This window comes from Nostoc punctiforme PCC 73102 (genome assembly GCF_000020025.1).
Classification (GTDB): domain Bacteria; phylum Cyanobacteriota; class Cyanobacteriia; order Cyanobacteriales; family Nostocaceae; genus Nostoc; species Nostoc punctiforme.
The window spans coordinates 4,013,225-4,033,453 of the sequence record NC_010628.1 but is presented as its reverse complement, the minus strand read 5'-3'; the positions used below and the strand labels follow the sequence as shown (position 1 = coordinate 4,033,453).

General features: G+C 41.0%; 10 protein-coding genes and 4 pseudogenes. 2 read left to right on the top strand and 12 right to left on the bottom strand.

Going from position 1 to position 20,229, the window contains the following annotated elements; translation table 11 throughout:
* Positions 1-1,119 precede the first annotated feature (1,119 nt).
* From NPUN_RS41960 to NPUN_RS39145, 6 genes and pseudogenes are all read right to left on the bottom strand, one after another.
* A complete protein-coding gene (locus tag NPUN_RS41960) occupies positions 1,120-1,281 on the bottom strand; it encodes a hypothetical protein (protein WP_234711112.1) in 162 nt (53 codons plus the stop codon).
* A 114-nt stretch (positions 1,282-1,395) separates the two neighbouring features.
* Positions 1,396-2,371, bottom strand: a pseudogene (locus NPUN_RS44530) (NF041680 family putative transposase).
* Positions 2,372-2,609: 238 nt separating this feature from the next.
* Positions 2,610-3,302 (bottom strand): hypothetical protein, encoded by a 693-nt coding sequence (locus NPUN_RS42545; protein ID WP_012409665.1) that lies wholly within the window; start codon positions 3,300-3,302, stop codon positions 2,610-2,612.
* Between the two features lie 152 nt (positions 3,303-3,454).
* Positions 3,455-3,670, bottom strand: a pseudogene (locus tag NPUN_RS44835) (hypothetical protein); the annotation flags it as partial.
* Between the two features lie 753 nt (positions 3,671-4,423).
* Positions 4,424-5,493 (bottom strand): annotated as a pseudogene (locus NPUN_RS16375) (ISKra4-like element ISNpu15 family transposase).
* Positions 5,494-5,744: 251 nt separating this feature from the next.
* Positions 5,745-6,962, bottom strand: a pseudogene (locus NPUN_RS39145) (IS4 family transposase); the annotation flags it as partial.
* Here NPUN_RS39145 and NPUN_RS41950 point away from each other — a divergent pair.
* On the top strand, positions 6,904-7,233 hold the full coding sequence (locus NPUN_RS41950; protein ID WP_167315637.1) for a hypothetical protein: 330 nt from the start codon (positions 6,904-6,906) through the stop codon (positions 7,231-7,233). The pseudogene NPUN_RS39145 and the gene NPUN_RS41950 overlap by 59 nt on opposite strands.
* On the opposite strand, the gene NPUN_RS16355 is transcribed toward NPUN_RS41950, so the two are convergent.
* Genes NPUN_RS16355 through NPUN_RS16345 form a run of 3 tightly spaced genes read right to left on the bottom strand, consistent with a single transcriptional unit; the run spans position 7,187 to position 13,809 of the window.
* The gene (locus tag NPUN_RS16355) at positions 7,187-10,105 is read right to left on the bottom strand and encodes an NHLP bacteriocin export ABC transporter permease/ATPase subunit (protein WP_012409663.1); all 2,919 of its coding nucleotides are present in this window, start codon (positions 10,103-10,105) and stop codon (positions 7,187-7,189) included. The genes NPUN_RS41950 and NPUN_RS16355 overlap by 47 nt on opposite strands.
* Complete coding sequence (locus NPUN_RS16350) at positions 10,098-12,362, bottom strand: NHLP family bacteriocin export ABC transporter peptidase/permease/ATPase subunit (protein ID WP_012409662.1); 2,265 nt, start codon at positions 12,360-12,362, stop codon at positions 10,098-10,100. The genes NPUN_RS16355 and NPUN_RS16350 overlap by 8 nt, the downstream gene beginning before the upstream one ends.
* On the bottom strand, positions 12,349-13,809 hold the full coding sequence (locus NPUN_RS16345) for an NHLP bacteriocin system secretion protein (RefSeq protein ID WP_012409661.1): 1,461 nt from the start codon (positions 13,807-13,809) through the stop codon (positions 12,349-12,351). Before NPUN_RS16345 ends, NPUN_RS16350 begins: the two co-directional genes overlap by 14 nt.
* Positions 13,810-14,137: 328 nt before the next feature.
* Here NPUN_RS16345 and NPUN_RS16340 point away from each other — a divergent pair, with 328 nt between their 5' ends.
* The gene (locus NPUN_RS16340; RefSeq protein WP_041565452.1) at positions 14,138-14,338 is read left to right on the top strand and encodes a hypothetical protein; all 201 of its coding nucleotides are present in this window, start codon (positions 14,138-14,140) and stop codon (positions 14,336-14,338) included.
* Positions 14,339-14,906: 568 nt separating this feature from the next.
* Here the strand turns inward: NPUN_RS16340 and NPUN_RS41945 are convergent.
* From NPUN_RS41945 to NPUN_RS16330, 3 genes are all read right to left on the bottom strand, one after another.
* On the bottom strand, positions 14,907-15,044 hold the full coding sequence (locus NPUN_RS41945; RefSeq protein WP_167315636.1) for a hypothetical protein: 138 nt from the start codon (positions 15,042-15,044) through the stop codon (positions 14,907-14,909).
* A 113-nt stretch (positions 15,045-15,157) separates the two neighbouring features.
* Entirely contained in the window at positions 15,158-15,892 is a 735-nt protein-coding gene (locus NPUN_RS16335; RefSeq protein WP_234711108.1) for a hypothetical protein, read from the bottom strand.
* A 279-nt stretch (positions 15,893-16,171) separates the two neighbouring features.
* Positions 16,172-20,182 (bottom strand): Pls/PosA family non-ribosomal peptide synthetase, encoded by a 4,011-nt coding sequence (locus NPUN_RS16330; protein ID WP_012409659.1) that lies wholly within the window; start codon positions 20,180-20,182, stop codon positions 16,172-16,174.
* Positions 20,183-20,229: the final 47 nt, after the last annotated feature.

The window sequence follows — 20,229 nt, the reverse complement described above, 5'->3', positions numbered from 1 at the left end:
TTACCTTTGCTCTGTGAAAGTTTGAGATTGCACGGTGGAAGGACATTGGTCGGCATTTTGTTTCAATAAATAAGTTATATTAGCGATCGCCGCCCGCACCTCTGCCCTTGCCACAACCGCTCTCCACAGCCTACGATTGCTCCCTTGGGGTGATGGTCATTCATGCTGAAGGGCGAATGTGTCCAATTTGTTCCCAAAATCTAGTTGGTGCTGGCTATGTTAGTCGCTTGTTGGATTGGTTCAGTTGCCGCAACCAAAGGATAATCTTCCCTCTCGATGGTAGTGCGTTAACAGCTTTTGGGTGGAATTCAGTTTTGAGTTTAACAAAAAAAATGAAACTCACGTGGGACTGGAAACCAATATTTAGTAAAGCTTTTTGCTGTTTTTAGCTTTGATTTGGTGGGACTAATTCAACGTCAACCAATTGGGGAACAGCCACATAATAGCGGCCTTGTTCATCCACCAAACACTGCCACATGTTCCCCACTAAACACGAATGGCACCCGCTTACCACAGCGCACCTCTAGAAGACCCCCTAGCTCCCAATAGTCCTGCACGATTCCTCTTTGCCATTGCCGGGAGATGAGATTGTAGACTTGTATGGCTTTGTTGCGATCGCCTACATCGGGCGGTTACGCCATCGCCACATCTGCGATCGCCTCCACTGATGCCCTTTGGTACACCGCCTTCCGCAGCTTGATAATTGCTTCCTTGGGTTGATGGCGTAGCACTTGACTAGCGAATGGGAGCCAATGTTTTGTTTTACACGCATTCTAGGGATGGTGTTCCATTAAACTTGGGTTGGGACTTGCATATAGCGGTTCTTAATTACATGAGGTACAGAAATGCTATAGGACTTATACTTGATTTTTGAACAAAAGTTAGTACAATTTTATTCCTTATTTCATGTTCCCCATTTTCTGTTCCCTCTCTCTACGAGTGATTCAGGAATCAAATTGGATTGCTATATATAAACTTAATGTTATGCAGCGCCTCAAAATTTTTTGTTCTTTTTCTGTCAAGCACAAAGCTGGACGTGTTGCACTATGAGAGAAAAAGCAACGGAGTGCATTGAACCTTTTATTGAGGTTAGGGTAACTCAAGAATAAGTATCCTGGGTTACTCTAAGGATTGTTGCTGCTGTAACTCTTGTACTATTTCCACCGATAAGCCAGTCAGCCGAACGATTGTGTCAACAGCCATGCCCTCTGCCAGCATATTAGCTGCAATTTCACGGGCTTTTTTGTCGCTACCTTCTTCTTCGCCTTCAGTTTTAATCATTTTGTAAATAACTGATTCGCGCATAATGTCTGGAGCTTAGACTAAGCCATGCAAAATGACCCAGCAGGGCTGAGTTAATCAGAGACTTAGTGAAAATATCAATAATTTTGAGTATTAAACTGCAATTGATGGTTCTTTGCGTGGTGCTGTTACAGTTTTTTTAACAATCGGGCATCGGTGTTTACGGTGACGCTTTTTTCCTGGTTGCCAACCAGGGGACTTTCCACGAGGTTTGGGTGCAGAGGTGGGAGTACCAATCACCGCGAAAACTCCACCCATAGCTTGAGCAACTCTTCCAGGAGTCAAATTACCCTAAGATTTCTGCCAAGGAAGGGGATGGTCAGTCACGATATCACGGGCCAACCACAATTCCCAAGTCATCAGAGGCATGAGGTCACTCCACCTGTCACATTGCTTAGGAGTGCTTAAGTTTGGAACTGTCCAGTGTAGACGCTGCTTCAGAAAGCGATACCAATGGTCAATTGTAAAACGACGCAAGTAAAGACACCAAACTTCTTCTAATGGTGGCATTTCTTCTCCTACCCAAGCCAACCATAAAGGTTTGGAGACTCGTTCATTGCCTTGCGCGTCCTTGCGTTCAACCCTCATATTGCCAAATTGCTTTGCTAATCGGGCTTTCGGCACAAGTGATTCGTTCATGTCTTAATGGTAATGCCCAACTCCCCTCATTTTCTGGTATCCAGGCAATTGTGCTATATCCCTGACCAATGGTAATCGGTTTATTTCCCGCTATGGATGTGCCACTATGTTCATAAGTCCTTTCTTGTAATTTAACTGCATCTGGTCGTGACCAGTTCGTATGATCTCCTGCCAATAAAGGTCGCTCCACAGTTGGTATCTGTTTGATATATAGCTGCATCAATTTTTGCCGCTGTGGCCTGCTATCTTGTAGCGCCTCATAGATGCTTGGCCACTTGCGTCTAAATACTGGTGATAACGATAAGTCTGCTAAGGAATAAACATTGCGGGTCAGTAATATGGCATCTGTTAATTCAAAGGTCGCGTCTTTAGTTCTACCTAAATATTTGTAGGCTACTTGACGAAACTCTTCAAGTCTAGCGCTTTTCATGTTGGTAGGTGAGAGTTAGTCGTATTTCTCTCAGCTTCTACCAAAAGGGGGACTGTATTCAATCAGACCCCCTTTTTTTCTTGAACATGACCGATTTAGTCTAAACTCCAGGGATCACACCTGCCGAGGGTAACGCACGAGATGTGCTCTCACTTTTTTAGTTAATCGGAGATGGGGTAAAGCAATTCTTTTGCTCTTTCTCTCAACTCTTCAAAGCATTTGTCAAGTAACTTCTGCTTTATGTAATCACTTGGTTTTGGCCACCTTCTTCGCCTTCTTCACCTTCTTCGCCTTCTTCGCCTTCTTCGCCTTCTTCGCCTTCTTCGCCTTCTTCGCCTTCTTCGCCTTCTTCACCTTCTTCGCCTTCTTCACCTTCTTCGCCTTCCTCCTTTGGATTGCCTTCCTCCTTTGGATTGCCTTCCTCCTTTGGAGGAGAATCAGGATTATCGCTCTCGCCAATAACCTCGTAATCGTATTCACCAACTAATATCTGTTTTCCATCCAAGTCTTTCGTGACTGGAAAAATCATTGTCGTTTCATATTCTTCACAGGAGACATCAAATTCGCCATTTCCCAACCTAAATTCCTTGCATACTTCCATAGTGCCAGTTGATTTAAAAAATTGAGGTGTGAATGTCGCGATCGCTTTTTTCCCTGCTGGAACATTAACACTCATACTCACTTCAGAGCTAACGGTTTCTCCTACAGTAATGCCCACATCCATTGACAGGTTAATTAAATTAACTGGGATGTCTATCCCTCCCCCAATACTCACCTCTACTGAACGCGATACTGATTTGGTAATTGTTATTGAGCCTCCGTCTCGCCCTCCGTCAACAGAACCAGTGCTTACCTCGATAGGTTTACCGTTATAGATTGGGCCTTGCCATTTTTCCTGGTACTTAGCCGAAATAATTCTTGGGTTTGCCATGACTTTCGCTCCTTTGATTCAATGTAAATTTGATTCTTACCCGACTAGGCTTACTCGTATTCGAGTGTTTTAATTTGTTGTTCTGTTTGAGAGGATGTTTTAAAAGTCAAAGCTAGTAAATAATCAAGCCAGTCGTCTAAGCATAATACGAATCATTGCAATATAGAACCGAATGGCACGCTTGAAAAGCCGAAACACTTATGGGTTAAGCAGTTTGCTTTCATATTTTGTAATTCACGCCGAGGTTTGGTCATTAAAGGGTAAGCTTTCGGGCGACGTTTACAGACTCGTGGTTCACTTCTGCCAGGGCGTAGTTTACCGCCGCAGGCATCGCTTACAGCTTTGTGAGCAATAACTTTAAGTAAAGTCCAATAAATTTGAAATTGCTCAACCAGTCGAGCCTGTAGTTATTGAAAACTTTTAGCTAAGTAGCTGTAATCAACTGCGGACACTAGAACAACGATTCAGTAATCGGAATCATGACGAAAAATCGAGTTTTGAGCAGGAGTCGGGTCAAAATGAAGCTTTGATTTTTTAAGCATTTGTCAGCTATCACTAAATCTGACCACCGTTTTGAATTGCTATGCTTGGTATCAGTATTGGGATATATGGATTTGAAAAGGAGGCTGCCGGAGCTTAATGAAATTCGATTTATCAGCTATAAAAGTGATAGCTCTAATCATATAAGAGTCTTAAAAAAACACTCTTCTGCTTATTATGAAAGAAGTTTTAATGGACAAAGTAATTTATTAAAAATGGTGTACTTATGAGCAATAATCAATTATCCAATAGATATAACGACAATAGACTGTACACTAGATTAGTTACTACACTCAAGATTCTTCAGGTTGTCGGCTTTTTTATTGTAGCCATTTCTTTTCTTATAATATTTTCAATATTTGGTCGAGCTTTAAGTTTTGGCGGAGGTAATATATTTATTCTCTTGCCTTTAATTTATTTAAATATTCCCTGTATTATTATATATATTCTGACAGCAGCTTTAATAGCAATCATTGACCTTTTAAGTCGTATAGAAAGGAATACAAGGTCTGAATAATAGCTGATGAATAAAGCTTTTAGACCGACAAGGGGATTAGTGAAGGGAGCATCCCAGTTTTTATTTAGTGAGCAAAGATTAATCCATTAAGATAAGCTCTGGCGTTGAGCTAAGACTTGAGGAACGTTATCAGATTTCCATTGTGCGCCAGAAATTTTGGTTCGACGGTCAATCTGTTTGACAGTAGACTCAATAGTACCAGAACCAATGGAACAGATTTGTTCTGCTTGATAATATTGGTAATTGACAATCCGGTGTCGATGTTTCTCAAGATAAGTACAGAAATTAAAAGCTTGTTTTAGCTGACAGTCAGCAAAGACAGCGATAGCATCATCAACTTTTCCTTGCCAGAGAAGGATTTTAGCCTGATTGAGCCGTTGATTAGAACCGCCAATCTTGTGTAGGTTTTCCATCAGATGAAACCAATCAAGTACTTCCCGACGCTGGTGTTCGGGAGCAAAATCGCGGACAATATTCCAAATACCGTCATGGCCATCGCCAAGACAGGTCAAGATAGGAGCAATTGATTGGCTTTTGACCCAATCAATTACAAGACTATTTTCTTGAAATGAGGCAGCAATAGCTTGTTTTTCATGTAAGCAGGTAGCTTTATAACCCTTCCAATCACAGACTTGTCCCTTGATTGTACGAATGCGTATATTTCCTCCATCCACACTCAATTCTTTCACAGTTGATTCTACTTGCGGTAATTCAAAATTTTGACGATGCACTAATCGTTGCTGCACACTTTTTGATACTTCTACACCAGTTAAATATTCAATATCTTCTGCCGCACGTTGATACGATACCGACGCGCTGATTCGTAAGCAACAAGCTTCTAAATATGGACTCAATTGATTATGGGGTCTAATTTCTAGCTTTTGTGCTTGAGAGTTTGTAATTGGCAGTTCTCCAATAATACTTTTTATTTTTCGTTTGTATCCTCTGCTTTCTCCTGTGGCATTTTCGATAAAAAAACCCTACTTCTGGCATTACATGCTTCCGCATTTGAGAGCGTACTACTTCTTCTATTTTTGCCAAACTTGTGAGTTGCTCACCCGTAGTACTTTTGTACAGTATCTTTGCTATTGCACGAGAATATTCTTTTATCTGTTGTTCTTCTTCAGGAGTCATTGATACACCTAGTCTTGATGACTTTATTATCCCTTCCTGATATCCCCTTACTTCCTGACTTCCGTTTTCTGTAACAATCCTTCCCTGTTATTTATTTGTTTTGGAATAATAAAAACTGGGATGCACCCATTAGTGAATCGGTGGTCTAAACGATTTTGTAATATTAATAAATTGAAATCTCTCTGTTGGGTTAAGGCTGCGATGTAACGTCGGTAGGGATTTTTTGCTCCAAAATCTCCAGAATTAGCTTGGAGAAAAAAAGGTAGTTGCTCACTATTAGCATCTTGGAAATCAGCAATAGCTCGACGGATAACTTTGAGAGTACCAGTAAAACCTAGACGTAATGGAGATATGGAAGCAGCAGTGGCGGCTTGAAACATTAAAGTACGAACTGCATAATGGCTTAAAAGCCAGCCGTAGATTTCTTGAACAACTTCGCGGGGTTTGAGAGAACGAATGGGAGTTTTACGTCCATTAAGATGGGTTTTTAACTCATCAATAGTATTTTCGATTTCCCAACGCTGATGATATTCTGTAGCCAACAACAAAGCCGGAAATAGAGCAATATCCATCAAACTGGGAATTAGACGATAAGTTTGTTGTCCATTTTCAGAGTCAATAGTATATTCTATAACTCGTACTTGAATCCTTGTTCCACCTTTGTGCTTGGATTTACGATCTGGAGCAATCCAGGAGAGATATGAGCCATCGTCTAAAACTTTATCTACGGGAAATTTGACGTTCTTTGGCACTCGCCCTAAATAGTGGCATCCGCACTTTAAAGTGGCATGAACCATACGGTAAGAATGTAACCCTCTGTCCCACATCAGCAGCATCCCTTGACTACAAGCTCATAGTAATTTTAAAGCTCGTACTCTTTCTCCTATGCGGTAAGGACACATCAAGGCATCAACAATTAGATGCATTCCCGCCTCAATTAGTAATACTAAACGTATTTTTGGAAAAGCAGCCCTAGTCCCCTTTCTACTGCCTGGATATCCAAACACTCTGGCATTAGCAGCACTATCTGGTACATCCAATACCGTACCGTCTACTGCCATTACTCTTAGTCCTCCTAAAAATGCCCCTGGAGTTTTTGTTGTTGCTAATGGTTTGACTATCTTGTGAAACAACCGACTCATTGTCCAACATCCCAACCTCTGTCTTGCTTCACTGATCGAAGAACTACTTGGTACTTTCCAATATTGCCCTAATCGCGTCCATTCTCTACTTAATCCATTCACCAGATTTTTCAGTACATCCCCCATTGCATCTGATGACCATAGATTCATCGCTATGATCTGACACACTACTAACCCAGATGGTAATTTTCGTGATCGCTCTTCACAACTGCCTGTCTCTAATAGAGTTTGTCTAATCACGGACGGAGAAATCACTGTTTCTATCGCTTTGAATATTAACTCTGCTTCTAACGTTGGCGTTATCAAAGAGAAATCTTTTAGCAGCACCAGTTTTTTATCGCACTTCTTGGTGAACAATTATCACTTTACCTTGCTTTTGTTCTTAACCGAGAAGTATTGGAGTCAAAGAACCCTGACACCGCTTATGCCTATTACCCTGCAAAAACTGTTCAAGCAGGTGATGTCTGGTTTAATAGATCCGATTAGAAGTGAATTTCTCGCTACTATCAGTCACGAATTACTCACGCTTTTAACTTATGTGATTGGGATGTCTAAGCCATCTGTCTTTGCATCAACTGAGCAAATAGCCCTTCTATAAAAGCTAGCTCGTCAAAACTCCCTTGTTGTACAACCTTACCTGCTTGCAATACATAGATGCGATGAGCATTGCGAATTGTACTCAGTCGATGGGCGATAACAATGCGAGTAACTTGCAGTTTATCTAAACTTTCGCTCACAATTGCTTGGGTTCTATTATCTAAAGCACTGGTTGCCTCGTCAAACAGCAAAATCCGAGGTTTCAACACTAAAGCTTTGGCAATGAGCAATCGCTGTCGTTGTCCACCAGAAAGATTACCTCCTCCCTCACTGATAACCGTATGCATTCCCATCGGCATCGCATCGATATCATCAGCAAACCCAGCCATTCTAGCTGCTTCCCAAGCTTCATCCAAGGTAATCCTAGCACCACCAGCCAGGTTATCAAAAATCGAACTAGACATAATTTTGCCATTCTGCAAAACTACGCCTAACTGTCGGCGCACAGCACTAACATCTAGCCCCAATAAATCTTGTCCATCATAATAAATGCTGCCGTCTTCAGGTGTTTCAAAACTTAGTAGCAATCGCAACAGGGTAGATTTACCACTGCCAGAACCTCCCACTAGTGCAATAAATTCTCCTGGTTCAGCATAAATATTAATGTCTTCTAAAATTAAAGCGCCATCTTTTCGGTAGCGGAAACAAACACGGTCTACAGCGATTCTCCCCATAAGTTTACCCGGATCTGCTTTGTTATGTTCTACTTCCGGCAACATCTCCACAATTGGCTGGGCGCGTTTCCATTGTGGGATAACTTGTAAAATATCAGTTACCGTGTTACTCATCCCTGTCGCCCCGCCGACAAAAGTACCAAAAGCACTATTGAATGCCAGAAAAGTCCCAATAGTTAATCCAGCTGTGCCAGTCATTTCAGCTTTCATTAGTAGCTGGACTGTAAACCAAAAAAGTATTCCAGATGTAAGTGTTGGCATCACCGTGTTGAACACAGCCACAATGTCTTCAACTTGTTGAGTGCTAAGTTCGAGTTTTATTTGCCGACTGTAATTTTTACTCCAAAAGGCAAAGCCGCGCTTTTGGGCCCCAGCAACTCGGAGTTTAGATATACCGTTGATTAACTCTACAACTTGCCCAAAGATATTTCCTTCGATTTCTAAGAGGGGATGAACTTTACGAACCAGAATCATTCCCGAAATAGTAGTGACAGCAATAGTTACTATTGCGATCGCAACAGCAATTAGAGATAGTTCAGGGCTATAGTAAAATAAAAGTCCTAAATTGAGGAAAGCAAAGAGACTGGTAATCAGCTGGATTAAAATCGTACCGCCTAGCTGACGACGTATTTGGCTCACAGAGTTGGTGCGAGATAGAAGATCCCCTGTAGTGTACTGGCGAAAAAAGGAGACAGGTAAATTTAACAACCTATCCCACATCGCTGCCTGGGTAGACGCATCAGATGTCGTTTCTAAGCGCAGCAGAGAAAATCCTTGAACCAAACGAAATAGGGCTGTTGCAAAAGCCGCAACCAGTAATCCTAAACCAACTTGCATTAAGGAATTGCGATCGCTATCAGGAATTGCATTATCAATTAAAATCGCTGTAGCTTGCGGTACAAGCATTCCCAATAAAGTAACGACAACACCGGCGAAAAGAATAATCAATAAGTCTTTACTGCGACCGGCGAGGGCGAATTTAATTACATCAAAAACAGAAAGAGCTTTATCCGGAAAAGACCGATAAAACATATATGCAACTGGAACTACCCTAGCGGCAATATCAGCATCAACAGGGTTGCGGGTTTGGGTAATTGGATTGTAGAGTTCGTAGCGATTGGCAGAAATAGGGAGCAACGCCACTGGATGAGTTTCTTCATCTTTCTGAAGAAATGCTACCAAAGGGCCGCAATCTTGCTGCCACCATTTATCCCGGAGTAAAACTTGCCGCAACCGTAAGTGTGAAGCTCGTGCGATCGCCTCCAAAGGATTTTCGAGTCGTTCGAGGTCTTCTGACTTACCAGGAGCAGAAATTTTCATCCCCAAAGTTTTCCCAACGGCACCAGCAGCTACTAATAGTGGTACACCTTTCTGAAAAAAGTCAGCTTTTGGAGGCATCAGTGGCGATGCTAGCTCTCCCAAAGCTTCTGTCGTCACCTGCTGATTGAGGTTTTCCCGTGCTTTTAGTCGCTGTAGTTCTTCGGTGCGTTCTTGCTGTTCCCTCAGCTGATTCCAAAATAGGAATTGCTGACTATGCACAGATAGTCCAGAAAGTAAAGTATTTGTATCTCGTAGGGAACTAGTGATTTCTGTAGCAATTTGAGCCGCATCATCTGCCTCTATCCATATAGCATGAGTCAGTGGCACTATTCCTGTTTGTGATACTAGGGTAAGTTCTTTGATTCCTAGCGAGTATAAAACTCCTTCTTGAACTTGTACCCAAAGGACTGTATTTGATTTTGGTTGCAGAGTTTGACCAGCAATTAGCGAAAATCGTTCTTGTCCAGATGCTCTTATTTGAATGGGAGGGACAACGGCTGACAAGAGTGTGGCGTTGAACTTATGCAACCATCCTTCCACTAATGCCACAACATTCATATCTGCATTAGCGACTAATTCCCGAAAACATTCGCTTTCTACTTTTAGTAACTCTGCTTTTCCTATTGAAATTGCCAATATCTGACTCTCAGTTGAGTCGTGGTGAGCAGCAGTACCAAATAGAGCTTCTCCAGATTCGCTGCTGAAAAGATAACGGCGAGTTCCGACAATTACACCATTCTTGACCGTTACGGCAAACAGAGCTACAGAGCCAGAGTGAACTATCCAAATAGTCTGCGGATCGTTGAGTAGGATTGGCTCATTGCTTTTAAGAGGATATACTTTTCCTTGAAAGTGGCGATCGCTAATTTGGTTAACCATTTTTTATCTCCTCAAGAGCTTCTCCTTCACTTCTAATCAGCCGCGAGTATACCCCTTCTACTTGCCACAACTCTTCATGAGTACCTCTTTGCACAACCTTGCCGCGTTCTAAGACAATAATTTCATCGCAATCACGGATAGTACTCAAGCGATGAGCAACAATTAGACAAGTACAACCCCGTCGGCGGAGATTTTGATCGATAATCTTTTCTGCCTCTGAATCCAACGCGCTGGTAGCTTCATCCATAACCAGAATAGAAGGATTCTGCGCTAAGGCGCGGGCAATTTCTAGGCGTTGCCGTTGGCCACCACTTAAATTTGTACCTCCTTCTATCAATTCAGAATTATATGCTCCAGCTAGAGAATTCACTACATCTTCAATAGCAGCATCTTGGCAAGCTTGTCTTAAATTTTTATCGGGAACTGTAGTATCCCATAAAGTTAAATTATCCTTGACGGTTCCCGAAAATAGCAAGATATCTTGCTCCACTAAGGCGATGGAATTAGTTAATATTTCCTGTGCAATTTCTTCTCTTAATCGGTCATCAAAGCGAATTTCTCCAGACCACGATTCGTATAGTCCTGTAACAAGTTTGGCAATCGTTGACTTGCCAGAACCACTCCCACCGACTAAAGCAACCCGTTGTCCTGGTTGAACTGATAAATTAAAATTTTCAATCAGGGGAGAGTCTAAACGGCTATAGCCAAAGGTCAAGTTGCGTAATTCGATATACCCTTGAAGCCGAGCAATATCTCGATCCTGCTGCACAGATAACAACGAATTATTGCTATTTTCTATTTGATTGTCAGTTGGGTTATTTAATATATCATCCAAACGGATTAAATTTCCTTCTAGCTCTTGAAGAGTGCCAGCAAAGCCAACCAAATTGTTAACAGGTTCTTGAAAATTCTGAACGATCGCTTGAAAAGCAATGAGCATTCCAATGCTGAGATTTCCTTCAATAACTCGCCAGCCACCGATAACCAGTAATAAAGCTGATGAAAGGGAAGTTAACAACACAGGTAAACCTGAAAAAATTTGGTTAGCGACTCCCAATTCCTGCTGAGAATTAATTGCTTTAGTATAGTAACCAGACCATTTAGAGAAGAAATCTGACTCTACTCCCGATGCCTTCAAAGTTTCAATATATTGCAGTCCGGCAATCGATGCACCAGCCGCTTTACCGTATTCTTGCATCAATCGCTGACTTGCATCTATGCGTTGTCGAGAAATCCAGCGCAAGGTCAAGATATTAATGGCAGCAAATCCAACTACGATAGAAGTCAGTATTTCATCATATTGAAACATGACTAGGATGTAGAAGATGACCATTACTGTATCAATCACAGTAGTTGCCAGTTGTCCTGAGAGAACCTCTGCAACTTGGTCATTAAGACGAGTGCGATCGCTAATTTCTCCAGCAAATCTTTGAGCGTAAAAACTCATCGGTAAGCGGAGAATATGCCAGAGAAAGCCACCAGACATTCCTACAGATAGCTTAATTTTCAAGCGACGCAAGTACCGTAATCGGAGTAGGGTTAATCCACCTTGAAAAACTGCGGTAATTACCATGCCCAGAAGTAGCGGGCGTAACCAAGCCTGTCTTCCCTCAATTAAGATTTCATCGACAAATACTTGGCTGAATACGGGTTCTACTAATCCCGCCAGGGTGAGAAAGAAACCTGCGACTGTACAGTAAATTAAAGCACCAACAGCACCCTTGAGGCGCGATCGCAACGAAAAAAGCGTGTTAGCTTTGCGACCACCTTTAGCGAACTCCGCCCCCGGTTCCATAACCAGTACCACTCCGGTATATCCCTCATCAAACTCTTCTAAAGATACCGTTCGCGGCCCGCTAGCAGGGTCGTTGAGATAAACTCGCTGTCCACTAAATCCTTCCAACACCAAAAAGTGGTTAAATTGCCAAAACACAATATAAGGAAGATTTAGCTCTTGTAATTGTCCCAGGTCTTGTTTTAAACCCTTGGCTTCAAGTCCATAATTTCTTGCTGCTTTGAGTACATTAGAAGCTTTACTACCATCGCGGGAAACTCCGCATTCTTGACGCAACTCAGGTAAAGGAACAATCCGACCATAGTGACTGAGAATAATTCCTAATGCTGCGGCACCGCACTCAACAGCCTCCATTTGCAAAAGTGTCGGAGTTTTAACTCGCTTGCGGCCTTTCGACAGCAGTCGTTGCAAGTACAGCCCAAGATTAATTGGTGTTGTGAGTGTAGGATTAGTAGATACCACTGACAGACCTCAAAATTGGAAAGATAAACGTAATTGGCGCTCTTTCTTCCACCTTGACTCGAACAGATGTCGTAGTTCCCGCAGAAATAGTCATATTGGGCCCTTGAGATGAAGACCATTTATAATGACTAAAAGTTTGAGAGTCCGGCTCTAGATTTGCAGATACTTGGATCACAACCGGTTGCTTTTCAGAGACTAGCCCCGCAATTATTTGCGGATTGCCTACCACATTTGCAGCCGCCTCAGTAGTGATGGGAAACGGAGAGACATCTGTAACTGTTCCGACAATACCACCAAAACGTTCTCGCTTAACAGTTTGGGGCGTGATTTGAATCTTCATCCCCGATTGAATTTTTTTGCCATCTCCAACAGGAAAATAAGTGACACCCACTAGCTTTTCCGGTCGATTTTCTGTATTAATATTGGCAATGCGAGTTCCTTCCTGAATAACTTGACCTGGATTAATAGTAACTTCGAGAATCCGGCCCGAATGTTGACTGACAATCTGACTATTAGTATTTATTTGTTGTTCAAGGCGGGTAATATCTCGCTGAACATCTTGAATTTCTTTTTTTCTTGACGTTGAAGATTCTAGGTTTTGTTGATCTGAACTTGTTTTTTGACTCTTGAGCGATTGTAGTTGAGCTTTGATATTTTTAATTTCATTCAAGTTGGATAAATATTGTTGTAGAGCTTCTGCTTCTTTGACATCGAGTTGCTTTAACTGAGATTTTACCTCTTCGATGCTAGCCATGTTATCTAAGTATTCTTGCCGTGATTGTAGTAATGTATCGTCAGGTATTGCGCCTTCTTCAAACAACATTTGACGATTTTTTAATCGCATTTTATATGTAGGAATTAGCCCTTGAAGCGTTTGCAAACGTTGTGTTTGATTTTGCCGCTCTACCTGTATTGATATCAAACCTTTATCTTTTAAAAGTGGAGTCAAATTCTGCATCATTTGCAGCCTTTGATCGAGAGTTTCTCGTTGTTCTTGAATTGTTTTAATCTCTCCATCTCTGCGCTTTATTTGCAGTAACTTAACTTCGTGGTTTTGCATCTGCAACTGTTTGAATTTTCCTCGTACAAGTTGTAGCTGTTCGCGGAGATCCACTTGATCGAGTGTTGCTAAAATATCGCCCTTTTTGACGACATCTCCTTGTTTGATTTTCAAAGCCACCAATTGCCCCGAAAATCTCGACTGGAGAGGAACAACTGTACTAGGATAAACTAGAACTCCTACCCCATCGACTGTAATAGGAATACGTCCAAAAATACTCCAAACTAGAGCAACTATTGATAGAGATCCCAAAGTGGCTAGAGGTATCCAACTTTTTGGATCGACTACACGCATAAGTTGGTCTAGTCTTTCAGGAGAAGATAAACGCTCTAAAGACTCTTGGCGGAAGAGTTTATTTTTTTCCTTTTCCTTGTGTGAAACGCTCATAAGTACTTAGTATTATATTGCAGTCAATAAATAGCTTAGAAATAACCTGTAGTCAGTATATAGAATGCAATATCTATCCACAAGGAAGAATTTTTATGAAAAAATGCACTTTTGAAGTTTTAACAAGCGTTACAATATTAATAGCTCCATTCGTAAAAAACATCATTTCTAGGTAAAAATAATGAATTTATTTATCCCTCAAATAGATATTAATATGGACTCAACAAAAGCAACAGATGAAAAAAGCAAGCTGTAACAAACAAGCAGTAAGCTAATATTCTTACTCATTTTTTTGTTGTCATATTAGCCAATCCAATAGGAGAAAAAGATGTCTAATAACAACGAAGAAATTATCATTTCTGCGGAACTTTTAGAAGAAGACCTCAAGCAAATCGCTGGTGGTAAAAACGTCATTACTATAAAATTTCCCACCAGAGAAGGTAAACCAGATTTCAATGGTTTCAAAGGTTCTGTGGGCAACTGGAGAATTGGTACTGTAAGAGGTTGTTTGAAAAGTGTTTCGCTGTGACTTTAGGCACTTTAGATCCCCCCTAACCCCCCTTAAAAAAGGGGGAACCGGAATCACAGTCCCCCCTTTTGAAGGGGGATTTAGAGGGATCTAAAATTTTTGATACCGACAAGAGGACTTTTCAAACATCCTCTAAAGTAACCCTAGATATACTATAGTAATCCTATGTGATTTGTGAAAATTTAGAAAGGCTAAAAAAGAGTTTTAATAAGCTTTTCAGCCTTTACTATTTCTCATTCATGATTTAGGAATACCATATATAGGATTCCAATTTGATTTTTGAAAACACTCTGAGACTGAAAAGCCCATTTTACTAGGGTTTTATCTGGAATATTGTTCATAAATCAGACAGGAGTTCTATCATTATCTAGTGATTTTTTGCTTTATTTATCTAAGTCTTGCAGCTTAATAGACAATCAAAAAAGCCGATTTTAAATACATTTAAAATCGGCTTTTTTGTTTTTGTGTGATTTGTGAAAATTTGCATTATTTACAACTTATCTTTATTAACCACTTAAATTTGTCATTTTATGCCGTTATTTTGAAACCCTAATTTAGAACATAAATTTTACTTTACCTTTACCATAGTAATTGGTAACAGTCTAGTATAGGTTCTTTGTAAAATATTTCCTTCACCACCAGCTACAGCTTCAAAATATTCATCTGAAAATGCCTCAGAAGCAACTTTATTTTGCTTCTGAGGCATCACAGTTAGTAGTTATGCTTCGCTAAATCCAACACTTAATTCTACCGCAATTACTAATCCTATTTTTGTTATTTAAATACTATAAAACTGTTAAACTCTAATATTAACACTTATTATTTATTGATGATGGTAATTGTTGCTTGTGGTGATAAGCCAATACAGGCTGCTAGTTGCTCTAAAGCCACTCGTTCGCGTGTATTTGTATTTAGCATTTTTGTCACAACTGCAACATAATCAGGATTTCCAATATGATTAATTATTTTTTGAGAGTTTGTTTGTGGCTGGAGACTAGCAACACGCGAACTACTTGTAAATTGTTGTATTTGGTAAATGGCAATTTTTGAGGCTTGACGTGCTTGTAGATAGTCAACGTAGGATTGTACAACAGCTACTCGTTTTTGACGCTTTTGTTCATTCCAACGAGTTTCGGCAACAGATAATTGTTTGGTTACGGTAAAGATTTTAATCGGATCAATTGTGATAGCAAGTGAGAGATCCCGATCGCTTGTAAATGAGCTATCGTTTGATGTAGATGTAGATAATTCGATACTCATTACATCATCAAAGGAACTCAGTCCCATTCCAGCTTTTGCCTCTTGTATTTCAGCAGAATGAAGTTCAGCAATCCTAACTAGCTCATCAATATTTTTGAGATCCTGTTGTGTAATCTCAATTTGGAGGGTTTCAATTTCATTATTGGAATTGTCTTTAGATGCAATTACTTTCAGAGGAATACCGACAAGTGTGAGGGTAAGAAATATTATCAAACTCGGAACAAAACTTTTGAAAAGCCATTCTGACAATATGCTTTTGAAAAACAATAATGTGAATTTGTTAAGCTTCATCATCAATCCCTTCAGTTGTAACTTGATGAAAAAATTCAAATTTATGTAGGCAATTACGTTTTACCAGCCTCCAAATATACTTAATCGAGCAGTATTAGAGAGCAGAGGAGAGAATTTTGTCAATCAATTTTAATATGATATTATTACTCCTTGCTGCCTTGTTAGCAGCATCTTCTACTAGTTTGTCCAGCTTAAATTGATAGGTAAGGAAGTTTGTAGTAAAGACTTTAGTTCTTTATTTTTTAAGCACTAAAGTTTTTACTACAAACCCTCAAAAAAATACTAGTCAACTGAGCGAGATGGAATCCCTTGCCAGTGGCTCTTAAATGGCAACATTTCGCCCTTCATGACCAGAGATAGAGCATCCAGTTTTGCACCAGCTTCCATCTCGGAGTCGTATAAAACTACAGAACGAGTGCCAACACTACAACCCCGACCAATCCTTAACTTGGACATTTTCATCACTCGATCTTCAAACAAGTGGGTTTGAAGTGATGTTAAATTAGCGATCGCAGCATCATCTGCAACGCGAACTAAGTCAAACTCCGTTAGGAATGTCGTCTCCATATAAACTCGCCGGCCAATCTTGGCACCAAACAGGCGCAAAAGCGGTGCTAGCAGTGGTGTACCAGTAAACCACTTGAGTAAAAATGGTACAGCTACAGTTTCATATAACCCAGTAATTAACTCTGTGCGTCGGACAAAGTTAGACCAAAGTGGCTCTACACGGGGTCGATAACGCCCAACTGTAATCCATTTCAAGATTGCGACCAATATAGTTAATAGCAGCGAAGAGGTCAAATAAATTACTGGCCATAGAGCTATTTGCATTGGTATTGATACTACTGACATTAACCAAGTTGTCCCTAAAAGGTTCTGAATAAACAGGACATAGATCAGTGTCGGTGGTAAGACAATTCGCACAAACTCGATCGCTAGACGACCAGCGACTAGCCACATAGATGGTCGGAAAGTCACGTTTTCATCAAAGCATTCGTTTTGCTGACGGCGTGGTAGAAAAATTGCTGGCGAACCAAGCCATGATGTACCAGATTTCACAGGCTGAGTGGGTGGTACAGATTGCACACCAATCAAACTATTATCGCCGAGATGTGTATTTCCCGGTACGAGAGCCGCATTACCCACAAAGCAACGACTACCAAGTTTAGTCGCTCCCAATGAGATGAAACCGTTGTAGTATTTCGCTGGCCCAATTGTGGCAAAATCGGCAACAAAACTTTCAGCACCCACCGTCAGCAAATTAGGATCGATGTGCGATACCGTCGAAACTTCTGACCTTGGCCCGATTTTAGCTCCCAACAAACGCAGCCAAGGCGCTGTATAAAGCGTAGCGTAGAGGGTGTTAGTCACTGCTAAACTGGTAAATATTAGCTTGTCAGCCAGCCACTTACGCAAACCAAAACCAGATTGCTCAGGAAAAATTCCGGGGCGGGTAGTTGGCATAACTAACCACTTACCAAGGGCGACTAACGTACAGGCGGTAAGTGTATACAACAGACCTGCAATCGGTGTATATACAAGTTCTTTGAGCAGTTCCCCTTGGGATACAAAGTACTCAAATACTAAGCCTGGAGTAAAAATCATCAACGGCAAAGTCTCAAGCAGAACAAGTCCAGCCACAAAACCTAGCCACAATACTGGCGACCACTTGAGAGAAGGTGTTTTGCGATCGCTAATTTCGGTAACAATCGGATCGACATCACTGGTGCGTGCAGAAGGCGACCCCGCCCAAGTCTGATAATCTGGAATTGTTTGATCTTCCGCCACCAAAGACTGTTCAGCTAGCTGCACTCCCTGACCAACACTACTACCAAGCATGACTACTGAGTTAGTATCGATAAAGGTATTAGCACCAATTTGGATAGGTGATTGATACAGCCAACCATCCTCAATAATAAAAGGTTGTATTTGAACACTGTAGCCGATGCTCACTTCGTCTGCGATCGCAATCAAATCAGGTAGATGTAAGTCTTTAGTCCCAATGTGACATCCTTTACCAATGCGTGCGCCCAGCAACCGCATATAAAAAGGCATTAAGGGCGAACCTGCCAAATAATTGAGTGGTGCTAGTTCTATAATCTTTCTTACCAACCACCAACGGCAATAATACCAACCCCACAATGGATAACGACCAGGGCGGAACCGACCGATAAGCAGCCATTTCGCTATTATTGGCAGCATTAAGGTAATCAATAACCAACTAGCTGAAACCAGAATAGCTCTAGTACAAATCTGGAGTGGTGATGACCAGCTATGAGTATTTGCTAACACCAATATCAATGGAACTCCAAGAATAGCAAACAGCAGATAGAGCAATAATGTCTGTATACCTCCGTAGAACCACACCCGTAGGTTGCTATGATGTCGCAGTGTCCGATGTGACTTGGTATATATCTGAGAAATTGGCTTACTTTGCTGTTGCTGAATACCCTTGATGTGGTTCGCTAAAGCCCGGATAGTTGTATGGGAGTACAAATCAGCAATAGAAAGGGACTGCAATATTGGGTTGAGTCTTAAATTAGAGATGGTTCGAGCCGCAAATAACGAATGACCACCAAGATCCTCAAAGAAGTCTTCCTCAACTGAGATATTGTTGTTCCCGAAAATATGACCCCAAGTATTAGCTAGTTCTTGCTCAAGTTCTGTAGCTGGCGGTACATAATTACCAGAATTTTGCTTGAGCCGTGTAGTAATTGGTGTAGGTAGCTTAGAACGATCTGCTTTTCCATTTGGTAGCGTGGGAATGGCATCCAAAATATCAATGAATGCTGGCACCATGTAACTAGGCAAACGGCTACTTAATGATGTATACAGGCTATATTTCAGAGCTTCGGGGTCAGTAACAGGAATATGTAATGTAATATAAGCTGCTAATTCTTTGACTGCATCATTAATAGATACAAGTGAAACAATAGCATTCTCAATTTCCTGATTCTCTAGTAAAATCGCCTCAATTTCTGTAAGTTCAAGCCGATAACCGCGTATCTTTACTTGATGATCGATCCGGCCCAGAAATTCTATTTCGCCGTCCGGTGTTACCCGACCGAGATCGCCACTACGATATATTTTTTCTCCCTTATGACTTTGCTCAAAGGGATTTGTAACAAACTTAGAAGCAGTTTGTTCTGGAAGATTAACATAACCTTGGGTGACACCAATTCCACCTATGCAGATTTCCCCAATCTCACCTAGTGGTACTTCTTGCAGATGCTCATCTAAAATATAAACGCTGTAATCCGGTAATGGTTTACCAATAGTCACCGCTTTGTCTGGTACTAGCTCAGTCCAGAGAGCAGTAATCGTCGTCTCTGTTGGCCCATAAGTATTGAGCATCCGCCGACCAGAATGACTCCAACGCTTGACTAAATCCTGGGAACAGGCTTCACCACCAACTATCAAGGTATGTATTGCAGGTATATCCTTATCTACTGTAGCCAGTAGCGTAGGGACACAGTAAAGCATTGTCACTTTCTGCTCAATCAGAAAATCAGCAAGGTCTAAACCTATTTTTCGATGATCTGTTGGCCCGACAATAATCGTTGCTCCAACAGCCAAGGTCGGCCAAATCTCTTCGAAAGAGAAATCAAAGGCGATAATTATGCCTTGATAAACTCGATCCCAACTCTTAACACCATAAATCGGCGTACATATAGTGATAAAGCTGCATATATTTGAATGGTTAACAGCAACACCCTTGGGGCGACCAGTCGAACCAGAAGTGTAGATAATGTAACAAAGTTCATCTTCTAAATCTGAAAGTTCAATCCGCGTCTTTGCCTGGGCTGCAACATCTGTTGCTACAGTGTCCAGCATCAAAACCAGACAGGAAACTCCCACAGTTAGCTCACTTAATTTTGTGCTACTAACGAGCAAATTCAGGGATGCATTTTCAGCAATGAAGGCGATTCTATCTTGAGGAAAAGACGAATCTAAAGGTACAAAAGCAGCACCACTCTTGAGTATAGCCAGCAGAGTTATATAGGTGTTAACTGAGCGTTCGAGTAGAATACCAACTCTGTCACCTTGGCTGATACCTTTATGCACGAAGTAGTTGGCTAATTGGTTAGCTCGTGCATCAAGTTCAGCATAGCTAAGGCTTTCTGTTTCACAGACAATAGCAAGAGCATTAGCGTCGATATCACATCGATTTTCAAAAAAGTAATGTAGACGTTGTGGTATTTGTTTACTACCAAATTCATCAAATTTAGCATTGATGGAATTGACGATTTTGGTATTATTTTGTGTGTTTGACCAACGATATTTAGTATCCATTTAAAACCTTTTCAGTCTTCCTCGAAATAGTTGGTGAACATCTTTAT